This is a genomic window from Cyclobacteriaceae bacterium (assembly GCA_030584025.1).
Classification (GTDB): Bacteria; Bacteroidota; Bacteroidia; order Cytophagales; family Cyclobacteriaceae; genus UBA2336.
Genome location: CP129487.1, coordinates 2381026 through 2395769, shown reverse-complemented (window position 1 = coordinate 2395769; position 14744 = coordinate 2381026). Strand labels below are relative to the sequence as shown.

Sequence of the window (14744 nt, the reverse complement as noted above, 5' to 3'; positions counted from 1 at the left end):
AACAACTATATGAAACTAAAAAATCACTTACTGTATTTTTTGCTCCTCATAGGAGCGGCCGTACACGCACAAAAAGGTAATCCGGTTGCAGATGTAACGCGTTTGGTTACACAATCTGAAGTAGAAGCGCATTTAACTTTTTTGGCTTCCGATGAAATGCGCGGCCGTGATACCGGTTCGCCTGAATTTGAAATAGCAGCCAACTATGTTGCTGCGCAGTACAAAATATTTGGCTTAAAGCCAGCACCTGGTCAAAGCAGTTATTTTCAATCCGTTCCTTTGCAGGATTCACATCCGGCAACAGGTGGTGAATTTTCTTTAGGATCGGATGTATTTAAGTTTAAGGATCAATTCATTTTGTTTGAAGGCACTAACATGAGTTGGAAAGGTGAAGTTGTATTTGCCGGATATGGTTCGCCTGAAGAATTGGAAAAAGCTAATGTGAAAGATAAACTCGTAATCGCGTTAGCGGGTACGAAGGATAGTGGAGGAAATGCCATGGCTATTTTCACGGCTGCCGGTGGAAAATACAATGATGCTGTTAAGGCCGGTGCAGCTGGATTGGTTGAAATATTTGCCTCTCCGCAAATTCCCTGGCCTGCATTGGTGAACTACTTTGCCGGTAATGTAACCACAAAAGTGAAGACGGGTGGCGATAATCCGGCTCCTCATTTATGGTTAAAAGATGGTGAGTTTGAGAGTTTGAAAAAAATCAAAGACGGAGCCTTAAACGGTTCGCTTAGCATCCAAGGTGTTAAGAAAATTGATGTTCCTTCACGCAACGTAATCGGCATGATTGAAGGTACTGATCCGAAACTGAAGGGTGAATACCTGGTGGTATCAGCCCACCTTGATCATGTGGGTGTGCAGAAAAATGCGCAGCCTGACAAAGATTCTATTTTTAATGGCGCACGCGATAATGCCATTGGTGTGGTGGGCTTGATTTCTACGGCCAAGTATCTGGCTCAGTATCCACCCAAGCGTTCGGTATTGTTTATCGCACTTACTGGTGAAGAGAAGGGGTTGTTGGGAAGTAAGTATTATTCAGAAAATCCGGTAGTACCGCTGAATAAAACCGTCTTCAATTTTAATTGCGATGGCGCAGGTTATAACGATGTAACCATGGCTACCATAATTGGTATGGAACGCACTACTGCCGAAGCTGATCTGGCCAAGGCTTGCCAGGCATTTGGTTTGAAAGCAGCCGTTGATCCTGTTCCCGAACAAAACCTGTTTGAACGTTCTGACAATTACAATTTCGCGGTGAAGGGAGTACCAGCCATCACATTTGCACCCGGCACCAAAGCATTCGATGCAGATTTGATGAAGTATTACCATCAACCTGCTGATGAAGTAGGTTCGCTCGACTTTAACTACCTGGTGAAATATTTCAGGGCGTATGTGTATGCAAACATTTTACTAGCCAATAACCCTGCTGCTCCTACCTGGAAGGCAGGCGATAAGTTTGAAGCAGAGTCGAAAAAACTTTATGGCAAGTAAATAGTTCAATTACTCATTTGAATACATTCCGGCAGGCTTATCAGGAAGAAATTCCAGGATGGCCTGCCGGATTAGTTCTGGGCGGTTCCACGGTATAAAATGATTAGCGTTGGCTTCCAGTACCACTGTAACATTTGCGTTAATCAATTCAGTTTGCGCAAAATTGGCATTGCCTGCGGGTACAAAAGAATCTTTACCACCTTGAACAACCGTTACCGGACAGGATATCTTTTTCCACTGCGATTTAAGTTCTTCCAATTGTGGTTTCAGGTGGTATATCTCTTCATTGGAAGCACGAAAGGATCGCGGAAGCACCCAACTTAAAAAGGGTGTAGCCAACGGGGCCCTGAACCACATTTCATTAGGCTCCAGGTCCGGATCAATGGAAGGAGCAACCAATACGAGTCCATCAACAAGATGAGGGAAGTCCATTGCCATACGCGCCACCACGGGCCCACCCAGTGAGTGTCCGATCAAAACAATGGGTCGGTTGTTTTTGTGCTTTTCAAGGATGGGCTTAAGCATTTTGGCCTGCTGTTCCAGTGAAGGTTCGGCAACACCAAGACCGGCATGGCCAAACCCGGGTCTGTCAGCGGTGATCAATAATGCGTGCGATGTTAAAACTGAATCGGTAAGAAAATGAGTAAAGGCGCTTAATGATCCTGGTGAGCCATGTACAAATAACATCAAAGGTTTTGTGGTATCACCTGCCTGGGCATAGTGGAGCGTTCTGGATTCGGTTGTGTAGAAATGATGACTTCCGTTTATGGTTTTTGTATCCAGAAAATGCTGCAATTCTTTTTGGCTCATCCGAAACGTCATGCACGAATGGCAAAGAATCAATATTAGCGAAAGGCATACTAAACCAGGTAGCCAGGTTTTTCGCCACATGCGCATATCAAATGCTGTTCAGAAGCTTTTTGTATTGCGTAGCGTTCGAAAGAACCTCGGTGGATTTTTTTATATCCTCGTCATTTTTGAGTCCTACCTGTATGCTGCCACGTTCAAGATGAAAGCGGGAAATGATATCTTCCTCCAGCAGTATTTTAATCTGATCCTTATAAAGCATTAACTCATTTTTCTTATTCTCTGAAATTCGAGTGCTTATCTGTTCAATCTGAGATTTTAATTCGCTGTAATACCGTTCGCGTTTAGCTTCATCACTCAAAGCGGCAAGCTGCTGGTCAAGTCTTGAGTTATACCGATAGTCCTTATCCTTCATCCAGGTTACAAACTGCTGATACTCTTCGGATGAAAGGGAGAAGTTTTTTGGATCGGGTTCGTTTTTAGTGTTGTACGCATAACGGGTTGCGTAATCAAAGATGTAGCCCAGGGCATAAACCGTATGCGTAACCGGGTGCAGTTCATCATGTGTTACAGCGATATCTGGTTCAATGCCACCGCCATCATACACGGTGCGACCGTTTGTTGTTTTAAATGCAGTCTTTAATGAGTCCGGAATAGAGGCAACGCTGCCATCATCCCTGCGGTGTGTATAATCCATCACCTGAATGCAGCGACCGGTTGGGGTATAATATTTTGCTGTTGTAATTTTTACCTGAGCGTTGTATGAAAGCGGTCGGGGCACCTGAACCAATCCTTTTCCGAAGGAACGTTCACCCACAATGACTGCGCGATCATAATCCTGCAATGTGCCGGCAACAATTTCTGAGGCCGATGCACTACCTCGGTTAATCAACACTACAACCGGAATTTCCAGATCAACCGGATTATCCAATGTGGCGTAGGTTGCATTTTGATCAGCAATTTTTCCTTTGGTGCTTACTACGGGCTTTCCTTTTGGTAAGAAGATGTTACAAACGTTAACCGCTTCCATTAACAGTCCGCCTGGGTTATCGCGCAGATCAAGTACTACACCCTTCGGATTATTTTCTTTTAATTTGATAAGTGCATTGCGCACATTTTTTCCTGCCTCCGGAGTGAATTCACTCAGGCGGATGTATGCGTAATGTTGATCAAGCATGCCAGCGTACGGCACGTTGTTCATTTTAATTTTCTCGCGCTTGAATTCAAGTGTAAAAGGTTCATCGCGACCAATTCGTTTTACCGTTAAAGTTACCGGATCGCCCACCTGACCTTTCATCAGATCCCCAGCTTCCTGGCGGCTTACCTTGGAAAGATCAACCTGATCGATTTTTAGAATTTCATCCCCAACTTTTAAACCGCCTTTCTGTGCAGCAAAACCTTCCATAATCATGGTCACCACAGTGCGATCGCCAAACTCACGGGTGATGGCACCAATGCCACCATATTGGCCAGTGTTCATCGTTCTGAAGTCTTCAATCTGATCTTCCGGAATGTAATTGGTGTACGGATCAAGCGATTCGAGCATGGCATCGATGCCAGTTTTTACCAACCTGTTCGGGTTCACTTCATCAACATAATGGGCATTCACTTCTTTAAAGAGGGTAGCGAAAATGTCTAAGTTTTTGGCGATTTCGAAGTAGCGATCGGCCGGTGGGGTAAACGAAAAGGCCAGAATACCCACCAGGGCAATGGCAACAATAAATTTCAATCTCTTCTTCACAGTTTGCATATCTCAATTAACGTATCACAATGCAGATTTGATACACTCCTTTTAGTAACCGGAAAATTACGGATTTGAAAGGTCAGGCACTGCTTCTATGTAGGATTAATTCCGAAACAAGAAGAAAACCCCATCAATATGTGATAAATCCCTATTTTCTGCGTTATTGAATTTCATTACTTTTCAACATCAAACTAACCCCTGATTAATTATGAAAAGATTCCTCCTTGTTGGTGTCCTTATCTGGACAGTTTTCTCCTGTTCTGAAAAAGCAAAGTTTGAAAGCAAAACAGGCGAAAGCGGTGGGTACTCCTACGAGTACGTTACCAACGACCCACTGAATGCCCGTATCTACACATTAAAAAATGGTCTAAAGGTTTACCTGAGCCAATACAATGCAGCTCCGCGCATTTACACGCAAATTGCGGTAAAAGCCGGTGGTAAAAATGATCCGGCTGATGCCACGGGCCTTGCACATTACCTGGAGCACATTATGTTCAAAGGCAGTGATGAATTCGGTACACTGGATTGGCAAAAGGAGAAAGTGATGCTCGATAGTATTGAAAGTATGTTTGAATACTACCGAACGCTAACCGATTCCATTGAACGGATTAATTATTACAAGAAGATTGATCAGTATTCAAACGAAGCGGCTAAACTGGCCATCGCAAGTGAATATGATAAAATGATAACCGAATTGGGTGGCCGCGGACTGAATGCCTACACCACTGAAGATCGTACGGTTTACATCAACGACATTCCGGCCAATCAGCTTGACAATTGGTTACAAATTGAAGCGAGTCGCTTCCGCACCATCGTACCGCGTTTATTTCATACAGAATTAGAGGCTGTATATGAAGAGAAAAACGGTAGCCTGGATAATGATTACTGGAAAAGTTTTGAAGCCATGTTCGCATCTGCGTTCAAAAAACATCCATATGGTACGCAAACAGTAATCGGCACGATTGATCATTTGAAAAATCCGTCTATAACAGAAATCAAAAATTATTTCACCAAGTATTATAAGCCTAACAACGTGGCCATCTGTTTAAGTGGTGACCTTGACTATGACAAGACGATCGCCCTGGTTGATAAATATTTTTCAGATTGGGAAGCGAATGAATCATTGGAGCCATGGAATGCGGTGGTTGAAGAGCCGATAACAGATCAGATGAACGTTGAAGTGATTGGCCCGGATGCCGAGTGGATTTACCTGGTTTATCGCTTTCCGGGACGCAACGCAAAAGAGTATCAACTGCTTCGGTTAACGGATATGATTCTGGCTAACTCCAAAGCCGGACTGATTGATATCAACCTGAAACAACAACAACGGGTAATTGAGCCGAGCTCATTTGTATATGATTTGAATGATTATAGTCTACATGTATTCAATGGAAAGCCAAAAGAAGGCCAGACGCTTGATCAGGTTAGAGATCTTTTTCTGGAACAGATTGAGTTGCTGAAGAAGGGTGAATTTGATGATTGGTTGTTGGATGCAGTGGTGAATGATTTAAAGAAAAGTAAAATACGACAGTATGAAAGTAACTACGCCCGTTCCGATGAAATGGTTATGGCCTTTACCAATAACATTTCATGGGCTGACTACATCGGTGAAATTGAGGCGCTTCGCCAGTATACGAAAGAGGATGTGGTGAAGTTTGCCAATGAATATTATACGGATAACTATATCCTCATTAAAAAGCTTACGGGTAAGGATCCGAATACCAAGAAGGTGGTTAAGCCATCTATTACAAAAGTTGCCTTGAACAAAGAGGATAAGTCACCTTTTCATGTGGCCATTGCTAAAAAACCGGTTGAAAAGTTGCAGCCTGTTTTTCTGGATTATGAAAAGGATGTGCGCAAGCTGGCGTTACGTGAAGATGTTCCGGTGTTGTACAATCAAAATAAGGAGAATGATTTGTTCAGGTTGTATTACCTGCTGGATGCCGGTACGAATAATGATCCGAGGCTCCGTGTAGCCGTTGAATACCTTGAGTTTTTAGGCACGGAAGAGCTTTCGGCTGAGGATATTAAGAAGGAGTTGTATAAGATCGGTTGCGGATTTAGTGTATCTGCATCCGAAGATCAGACCTACATCAGCCTGGAAGGACTTTCTGAGAACATGGATAAAGCCATTGCAATTATGGAGGATTTGCTTGCCAATGCCAAGGCAGACGAAGAGGCGTTGAAAAAATTGGTCGATGACATCTTTAAAAAGCGCGATGATACCAAAAAGGATAAGTATGCCATTATCTATGATGGTCTGATGAATTATGGGTTGTACGGTCCTAACTCACCGTTTACCAACGTATTGAGCAATAGTGAACTTCGTAAACTGCAAGCACAGGAGTTGGTTGATTTGATCAAAGGCTTTACTAAAATGAAGCATAAGGTGTTGTATTATGGCCCACAGTCGGAGGATGGTTTGATCGCCTCACTCAAAAAACTTCATCAACTACCTGAGGTACTCAACGATGTTCCACCCGCCCGCGATTTTCAAATGGCTGATGTTACCGACCCTGCCGTATATTGGGCGCACTACGATATGGTCCAGATGGAAGCTCTGTTCATGATTAAAGGCTCGCCCTTTGATAAGAATAAAATGCCATTAAGCCGGATGTACAATGAATACATGGGTGCTCAGGTGTTCCGCGAATTACGGGAAGCACAGGGATTGGCGTATGGAACATTCACGTCTTATCAAACAGCTTCCAAAGCTTCAGGCTCGGATTCATTTTTTGGATACATCGGTACACAAGCGGATAAACAGAGTGAATCGTTAAAGGCATTATCGGATATCATTTACACCATGCCGGAAACAGAAGATGGTTTTCAGGAAGCCAAAGAAGCTGTGCTTAGTGTGATTGAAAGTGAACGCATTGTAAAACAAAGCGTATTGTTCAATTACCTCGCGGCTGAAAAGCGCGGATTGAACTACGATATCCGGAAGGATATTTATGAGCAGGTAAAAAACATGTCGCTTGCCGACATTAAAAAGTTTCAGGAAGAAAACATCAAAAACAAAAAGTACAACCTGGTGTTGGTTGCCAGTCGTGATAATATTGATTTGAAAGACCTGGCTAAATACGGTAAGGTTAAGGAGTTGTCGTTAGATGAGATTTTTGGATACGAAAAGGAGCAGAAGATAAACCTGGAGTCTCCGAATCAATAAAATGTTTAGAGGTCATCTCAAAAATCAGTTTCACATGTCAGCCTGAGCTTGTCGAAGGCTATTTCGAGTTATAAATCGGTTTCGACAAGCTCAACATGACATTGTGAGTATTTTTGAGATAGCTTCTAGTTGTCCTGCATCTTAAAGGTGCAGGACAATTATTTTTTAAGATGGGTTTTGATTAAAACTTATCCGGAATCTGAATAATCCGCACCACCACTTCGTGTGGGTCACCGTCTTTATCCAACAGGCTGAATTTCACTGACGGATTATCGCGGTTAAGTTGGGTTTCCACATTTACAATCTGGTTATCCTGCAAATGCTTTTGGATTTCTTTTTGAAGAATGAACATTGCGTTGGCAAAATCAACTTCAATGGGACTGGGGTTGTAGGTAGATGTTTTCATCGGGGTATGGCTCAACAGATAAGGTGAGGGTTGTAAATCCTTAACCTTGAACTAAAAAATCATTTATTTACCACCGGATCAGCGCAGAGGCCCATGTAAAACCACTGCCAAATGCGGCCAAACAAATTACGTCATTTTCTTTGATTTTACCTTCTGCCCAGGCTTCACTCATGGCAATGGGAATAGAGGCCGCGGTGGTGTTTCCATAGCGCATGATGTTGTTGTAAACCTGCTCGTTGGAAAGCGCCATTTTCTCCTGAATGTACTGACTGATGCGCAGGTTGGCCTGGTGGGGTACCAGAAGAGAAATGTCTTCTTTGGTCATGTTGTTGGCAGCCAGGGCTTCTTTAATCACCTCCATAAAGCGCACCACGGCATGTTTAAATACCTGGTTTCCGTTCATCACTACCTTGTAGTGGGTTGTATCGTTAATCTGTTCTGGCTGGCGTTCTTCGCGGGGACGGCTGCTGCCCGGATCGCGTACATAAAGCTCTTCTGCAAAACGGCCATCGGAATGAAGGTGTGTTGACAATATGCCCGGCTTATCGGAAGGCTGAAGGATGGCAGCACCCGCGCCATCGGCAAAGATTACTGCGGTGTTTCGCCCACGCGTACTCAGGTCAATGGCCGTGGATTGAATTTCAGCGCCCACCACGAGTATGGTTTTGTACATGCCCGTTTTAATAAACTGATCGGCAACTGAAAGGGCGTAGATAAACCCGGAGCATGCATTACGCAAGTCAAGTGCACCGATGCTCTCCAGTCCTAATTCACGTTGTAGCAAAACTCCTGAGCCAGGAAAGAAATAATCCGGTGTTATGGTAGCGAAGACAATAAACTCAACATCCTTTTCCGTTAAGCCTGCTCTTTCCAATGCCATGCGACTGGCTTTTGCGGCCATATTGGCTACCGTATCCTTGGTAGGATCAACCCACCTGCGCTCTTGTATGCCCGTTCGTTCAACGATCCATTCATTGTTGGTATCCATTACAGTCGACAGGTAATCGTTGGTAATGACCGTTTCGGGTACATGATGGCCAAGGCCCACAATCTTAGAGTAGCGCATAAGCAATTCCGTTAAAGGGGCCGAAGTTAAGCAAATGTTAGCTAAACCTAATGGGTGTTAGGGGAATTGTTAGTGAGCAAGTTTCCGGGATGTGGGTGTTGAGATTTAAAAGTAAATCCCAATACTCAGTCAGTCCGGACTTTGTTATTGGGATTTGAGAATGTGGAATTTGTGTTACTTATAAGCACTAAACCCTCGCTCAATAAATTCAAAGAAGCCATGCTTGAATTCTGCAAATACTTTGGCGAAAGCCGCTACCTCTTCAATAACAGCCGCGTGATCTTTAAAGTATTCAGTGTCGGATTCATTTAGTTCTTGTAGCATGGTAGCCAGTTGCTTTTCATGGTCGCGTAGTTTTTTGCGAAGGGCATCCACCAGTTCACCGTTGTAGTAGGTAATCAGGTGTTGGTAGTGGTCGACTTGCTTTTTGAATTCCACATTATCCATTTTCGGTGCGTGCTGATCGAGTAAATTCTGGAAGAAGGCGAGTTCACGCTTCCATAATTCAGTGGCAGAAATCCACTCTACGCTTTCACGGTGCATGCCAATCAGGCTGGGCTGTAATATGTATTTTCCGGTTTGACTTGTAACGGAGATCATGATTGTATGATTTAATTGGTTGAATTAAAAGTGATTTTAATTCTGTTAAATCAACATGATCCCCGTCACGATGTTATCTGATAAATGTCAGGATGTTTACCTGTGTGGTTCAAAAAAGGGAAGAGGCATTAAATCACCACATTCACAATCTTGCCCGGCACCACAATTACCTTCTTCGGTGGTTTGCCTTCCGTCCATTTGGTCACCAACTCAGAAGCCAATACCATTTTCTCAATGTCCTCCTTGGGCATGTCGAGTGCGAATTCCATTTTGGTGCGCACCTTGCCGTTGATGGAGATGGGGTACTCGAACGAACTTTCTTTCAGGTACTCTTCATTCACAGCTGGGAACTGTGCTTTCAGGATCGTATTAGTATACCCAAGTTTTTCCCACAACTCTTCAGCAAGGTGTGGTGCATAAGGGGAGAGGGCGATCACGAGCGGCTCCAGAATACTTCTCTTATTACACTTTAATGAGCTCAGTTCATTCACGCAAATCATGAATTCACTTACGCTGGTGTTGAACGAGAAATTGTTAATATCCTGTTCAATCTTCTTTAGCGTTTTATGCAGGATTTTGAATTCATCACGCGTTGGCTCAGCATCACTCACATTCCAGTTGCCTTGTGCATCGTGAAACAGATTCCAGAACTTGCGCAAGAATTTAAACACACCATCAATGCCGTTGGTGTTCCAGGGTTTACTTAACTCCAACGGACCAAGAAACATTTCGTACAGACGCAGTGTGTCTGCGCCATAGGATGCAATGATGTCGTCAGGGTTGACTACGTTATGCTTCGACTTAGACATTTTTTCGACTTCAGTTCCACAGATGTATTTCTCTTCATTTTCAGCAATAAAAATTGCTGTTCCAAAATCAGGCCTCCATTTTCGAATCCTAATTTGATCTAATTCGTCATTTTGATTAACTAAATCGATTGATATATTAATTGGTTGGCAATTAGCTATGTCACGAAGTTCTAAACTTAAGATGCTAAATGTCGATTCGTTCTTGCTAAAGTATTCTTTGAGTGATTCCTCTAACTTGTTCTTAATCCTTTGAAGAGTCTCATGGGTAAGTTGTTCTTTCTTAGCTCTTGAAACTAAGGTGCTCGATATAAAGATTTGGGGAGATTCAATGTTTTTTGATGCACTCCAAGTCATCCCAGTTAACCTGTAAATAAATTTTGATATCCCCTGAATATGTCCCTGATTAATCAACTTCTTAAACGGCTCTTCAGCGCTTACATAACCCAGATCTTTCAACGCCTTGCACCAGAAACGCGAATACAATAAGTGGCCGGTAGCATGTTCTGAACCACCCATATACAGGTCAACATCCTGCCAGTAATCGATTTCTTTTTTATCCGCAAAGGCAGTTTCATTTTTCGGATCCATATACCGGAACCAATACCAACTTGAACCCGCCCAGCCAGGCATGGTGGTTAACTCATAAGGGTAGGTCTCTGGAGAGGGGTTGGCGTGAGGCCTATACCCCCAATTCTTTGCCCTTGCCAACGGAGGTTCACCCGTTTCAGTCGGCTTGTACTCATCAATTTCAGGAAGGGTAATGGGCAAATCTTTTTCTTCAACCAGTTTCGGAATGCCGTCTTTGAAATACACCGGGAATGGTTCACCCCAATAACGCTGTCTGCCAAAAATGGCATCGCGCATGCGGTAGTTCACTTTGCCTTTCCCAATTCCTCTTTCTTCCACAAACTTTATCCCCGCTTCAATGGCTTCATCAACGGTGAGGCCGTTCATGAAATCCGAGTTGATAATTTTGGCATCCCAACTCACAAACGCTTCCTCTTCTACGCTTGGGCCTTCCACAACCTGTACTATGGGTAACTTAAAATGTTTAGCAAAGCGGTGATCGCGTTCATCGTGACCAGGCACGGCCATTACCGCTCCAGTTCCGTAGCCTGCCAACACGTAATCGGAAATCCATATGGGAATGCGCTCGTTGTTAAACGGATTGATGGCATAGGCGCCCGTAAATGCACCGCTTACGCGTTTCACCTCTGTCATGCGTTCGCGTTCGCTGCGGTTTTTGGCAACCTGTACGTAGTCATTCACCGCACTGCGTTGTTCATCAGTTGTAATTTGATCTACCAGTTCATGTTCTGGAGCCAGCACCAAAAAGGTTGCGCCATAAATGGTATCAATCCGTGTGGTGAAGACTTCAATATTGGAGTTGGAATTTTCTACACTGAATTCAAGTTGCGCTCCTTTGCTCTTCCCAATCCAATTCCGCTGCATCTCTTTCAACGGCTCGGGCCAATCGATTGTATCCAATCCGGTAAGCAAGCGCTCAGCGTAAGCCGAAATGCGCATGCTCCATTGTAACATCTTTATTCGTTCAACCGGGTAGCCACCACGTTCGCTTACACCATCTTTTACTTCATCGTTAGACAATACGGTGCCTAATGCTGCACACCAATTCACCATGGTTTCGCTTTGGTAGGCGATGCGGTAGTGCTGTAAAAAATTTTCCTTTTCTTTTTCGTTGAACTTCTTCCATTGGTCTGCGGTAATGATTGGTGTATCCTCATCACAGGCGGCTTCAATGTTCTGGTTACCACCTTTCTCTAACTCAGCAATCAATGTGTTAATGTGCTCTGTTTTTCCATCGAATGGTCGATGGTCGATGGTCGATTTGTCTATGGACTTTTTATTATACCACGCATTGAACAGTTGCATGAAAATCCACTGCGTCCATTTATAGTAGGCTGGGTCGCAGGTCTGTACTTCGCGACTCCAATCGTACGAGAAGCCGATCTGGCGCAACTGGCGCTTATACGTTTCAATATTTTTTGCTGTAGTAATAGCGGGGTGTTGCCCGGTTTGTATGGCATATTGTTCTGCCGGAAGGCCGAACGCATCAAAGCCCATCGGGTGCAGCACATTGAATCCTTTTAAACGCTTGTAACGCGATACAATATCCGTAGCAATATAGCCCAGCGGGTGCCCTACGTGCAGTCCGGCACCAGAAGGGTATGGAAACATATCCAGCACATAATACTTCGGCCTGGAGGGGTCAGTTTCTACACGATAAACGCCTTCCTTTTCCCATTTATCCTGCCATTTCTGCTCAATTCGTCTGATCTCTTCTTTGCTGTATTCGGCCATTGGTCTGCTTTACTTTCGTTAGAACCAGCAAAAATAACCCAATCCGGTTAAAACCCCATCGCCTCCATCAAACAACTCATCCGCCAGGTTCGACAGTTCAGTAACTCATTTTTTACTGGCCCAGCCAGGGGGATAATCTTTGTCGTACAAATCGCCAAAAGAAACCCTTGAAATGAAAAATGTACTGATTGTTTTCTTCACGCTGATAGCCTTGCCCATGTTCGGTCAGGTTACCCTTTCGGGGATGGTAACGGATGTAAAAGGCGAGCCGGTGCCGGGCGCCAACGTGCTGTTGTTGAATACCTATGATGGAACTACCTCGGGCGCTGAGGGTAAATTCTCGTTCACCGCTTCCGAGAAGGGTATTCAAACCCTGGTGGTGAAGTTTATCGGATATAAAGAATACCGACAGCAGGTGGATTTGGGCAAATCACATTTAGGGTTGAGCATCATTCTGAAAGAAGAAGTCAACCAGCTTGAAGCGGTTACCATTACCGCGGGTGCTTTTGCTGCCAGCGATGAATCACGAAGAACCATTTTCAGGGCGTTGGATATTGCCACTACAGCCGGTGCCACAGCCGACATTGCCGGAGCGCTAAACACATTGCCCGGAACACAAAAGGTAGGCGAGAGCGGAAGGTTGTTTGTCCGTGGTGGCGATGGCAACGAAGCACGCACGTTCATCGATGGCATGTTGGTGTTGGATGCGTACGGTCCGGCCGCACCGAATACACCTTCGCGCGGAAGATTTCTTCCCTTTATGTTTAAAGGTACCAGCTTCAGCACCGGAGGTTACTCGGCAGAATATGGCCAGGCGCTTTCTTCAGCCTTGGTACTGGATTCGAAAGATGAAGAGCAATCTTCTCGCACGGATTTTGGATTGTTGTCGGTGGGTGCTGATGTAGCCCACACGCAGGCATGGAAAAATGCATCGTGGGCAGGTAAGATCGGATACACAAACATCCGTCCGTATTTCGGATTGATCAATCAGGAAATCGATTGGGAGAAAGCTCCGGTTTCTGTTGAAGGAAGCTCAGCCTCCCGTCAGCGTGTTGGAAAAACTGGTATGTTCAAGGTGTATGGTAATTTCAATCACTCTAATTTTTCCCTGCACCATCATGATATTGATGACTATGATGTGACCACTTTGATTGACATCACCAATAACTTCCGGTACATCAACGGCTCATACAAAACGTCATTGAATGAAAAGTGGTCGTTGCGCAGCGGACTTTCATACACGCTTACGCAGAATGATTTGCAACAAGGCGATATCAGACTAAATGAATTTGATGAAGGTACACATGCCAAGGTTGTGTTTGATGGTTCAATTTCGGATAAAGTCGAAATCCGAACAGGGGCAGAGGTTATCAATCGCGATTACAGGGCTGCGGTAGATACATCAGCTTTTGTACCTGGCTTTCATGAAGTGATCAGTGCGGCTTTTGTAGAAGCAGATCTGTATGCCAGCAATAAATTTGTTACACGCGTGGGTGGTCGGGTTGAACATAATAATTTGCTTAATCAGGTTTCGGTTGATCCCCGCATTTCATTGGCTTACAAAACCGGTAAAAGCGGTCAGGTTTCTTTCGCCTACGGCAAATTCAGACAATCACCAAAAAATGAATGGTTGCGTTGGGATAATGAACTTGAGGCTGAGAAAGCTGATCATTACATTTTGAATTACCAAATTATTGAGAACAACCGCACATTCCGTGTGGAGGGTTATTACAAAACCTATGCTGATCTTATAAAATTTGAAAACGGAAATCCATTTGTCTTGACCAATGAAGGTTCAGGTTATGCACGGGGCGTGGAATTATTCTACCGCGATAACAAAACCATCCGAAATGCAGATTATTGGATTTCTTATTCCTTTCTGGATACCGAACGTGATTACCTGAATACACCGTATGCAGTAACACCAACATTTGCGTCCGCGCACAATTTTTCGGTGGTGTACAAATATTTTGTTTCAAGTTTAAAAACTCAATTTGGCGCCACTTACTCATTTACCAGCGGAAGGCCGTACAACAACCCGAATGAAGATCGGTTCAACAATAGGCGTACAAAAAGCTATCAGGATTTAAGTGTGAACATCAGCTATTTGCCCAAGCCCAACCTAATTGTTTACTTCTCGTGCACCAACCTGTTAGGTCGCGATAACATTTTTGGTTACGAATACAGCACTACCCAAAATAGCGAAGGGTTTTACAACAGCCGTGCCATACGTCAGCCTGCGCCACGGTTTGTTTTCCTGGGAATATTTTTAACCCTATCAAAAGATAAATCGATTAATCAATTACCAAGTCTTTAACCCT

At 44.1% G+C, this 14744-nt stretch carries 9 protein-coding genes; 3 read left to right on the top strand and 6 right to left on the bottom strand.

Annotation, left to right across the window (positions count from 1 at the left end; all coding sequences use genetic code 11):
• Positions 1 to 9 precede the first annotated feature (9 nt).
• Positions 10 to 1500 (top strand): M28 family peptidase, encoded by a 1491-nt coding sequence (locus QY309_10680; GenBank protein WKZ58335.1) that lies wholly within the window; start codon positions 10 to 12, stop codon positions 1498 to 1500.
• 9 nt (positions 1501 to 1509) lie between these two features.
• On the opposite strand, the gene QY309_10675 is transcribed toward QY309_10680, so the two are convergent.
• A complete protein-coding gene (locus tag QY309_10675; GenBank protein ID WKZ58334.1) occupies positions 1510 to 2322 on the bottom strand; it encodes an alpha/beta hydrolase in 813 nt (270 codons plus the stop codon).
• Positions 2323 to 2398: 76 nt separating this feature from the next.
• A complete protein-coding gene (locus QY309_10670) occupies positions 2399 to 4048 on the bottom strand; it encodes a S41 family peptidase (GenBank protein ID WKZ58333.1) in 1650 nt (549 codons plus the stop codon).
• 211 nt (positions 4049 to 4259) lie between these two features.
• Here QY309_10670 and QY309_10665 point away from each other — a divergent pair, with 211 nt between their 5' ends.
• Positions 4260 to 7220 carry an insulinase family protein gene (locus tag QY309_10665; GenBank protein WKZ58332.1) on the top strand — a complete coding sequence of 987 codons (2961 nt, stop codon included), beginning with the start codon at positions 4260 to 4262 and terminating at the stop codon, positions 7218 to 7220.
• Positions 7221 to 7401: 181 nt separating this feature from the next.
• Here QY309_10665 and QY309_10660 read toward each other — a convergent pair whose 3' ends face one another.
• From QY309_10660 to QY309_10645, 4 genes are all read right to left on the bottom strand, one after another.
• Positions 7402 to 7626 (bottom strand): hypothetical protein, encoded by a 225-nt coding sequence (locus tag QY309_10660; GenBank protein WKZ58331.1) that lies wholly within the window; start codon positions 7624 to 7626, stop codon positions 7402 to 7404.
• A 67-nt stretch (positions 7627 to 7693) separates the two neighbouring features.
• The gene (locus tag QY309_10655) at positions 7694 to 8692 is read right to left on the bottom strand and encodes a beta-ketoacyl-ACP synthase III (GenBank protein ID WKZ58330.1); all 999 of its coding nucleotides are present in this window, start codon (positions 8690 to 8692) and stop codon (positions 7694 to 7696) included.
• Positions 8693 to 8866: 174 nt separating this feature from the next.
• Positions 8867 to 9292 carry a hypothetical protein gene (locus QY309_10650; GenBank protein WKZ58329.1) on the bottom strand — a complete coding sequence of 142 codons (426 nt, stop codon included), beginning with the start codon at positions 9290 to 9292 and terminating at the stop codon, positions 8867 to 8869.
• 128 nt (positions 9293 to 9420) lie between these two features.
• Entirely contained in the window at positions 9421 to 12423 is a 3003-nt protein-coding gene (locus tag QY309_10645; GenBank protein WKZ58328.1) for a class I tRNA ligase family protein, read from the bottom strand.
• A 172-nt stretch (positions 12424 to 12595) separates the two neighbouring features.
• Between QY309_10645 and QY309_10640 the strand changes: the two genes are divergently transcribed.
• Positions 12596 to 14740: a TonB-dependent receptor gene (locus tag QY309_10640; GenBank protein ID WKZ58327.1), complete on the top strand. Its 2145-nt coding sequence runs from the start codon at positions 12596 to 12598 to the stop codon at positions 14738 to 14740.
• The last annotated feature ends 4 nt before the right edge of the window (positions 14741 to 14744 follow it).

Excerpts from the sequence above, each read along its gene's own strand:
- QY309_10660 (WKZ58331.1), bottom strand. The coding sequence starts at position 7,626 with ATGAAAACATCTACCTACAACCCCAGTCCCATTGAAGTTGATTTTGCC.
- QY309_10655 (WKZ58330.1), bottom strand. The coding sequence starts at position 8,692 with ATGCGCTACTCTAAGATTGTGGGCCTTGGCCATCATGTACCCGAAACG.
- QY309_10665 (WKZ58332.1), top strand. The coding sequence starts at position 4,260 with ATGAAAAGATTCCTCCTTGTTGGTGTCCTTATCTGGACAGTTTTCTCC.
- QY309_10645 (WKZ58328.1), bottom strand. The coding sequence starts at position 12,423 with ATGGCCGAATACAGCAAAGAAGAGATCAGACGAATTGAGCAGAAATGG.
- QY309_10640 (WKZ58327.1), top strand. The coding sequence starts at position 12,596 with ATGAAAAATGTACTGATTGTTTTCTTCACGCTGATAGCCTTGCCCATG.
- QY309_10680 (WKZ58335.1), top strand. The coding sequence starts at position 10 with ATGAAACTAAAAAATCACTTACTGTATTTTTTGCTCCTCATAGGAGCG.
- QY309_10650 (WKZ58329.1), bottom strand. The coding sequence starts at position 9,292 with ATGATCTCCGTTACAAGTCAAACCGGAAAATACATATTACAGCCCAGC.
- QY309_10675 (WKZ58334.1), bottom strand. The coding sequence starts at position 2,322 with ATGACGTTTCGGATGAGCCAAAAAGAATTGCAGCATTTTCTGGATACA.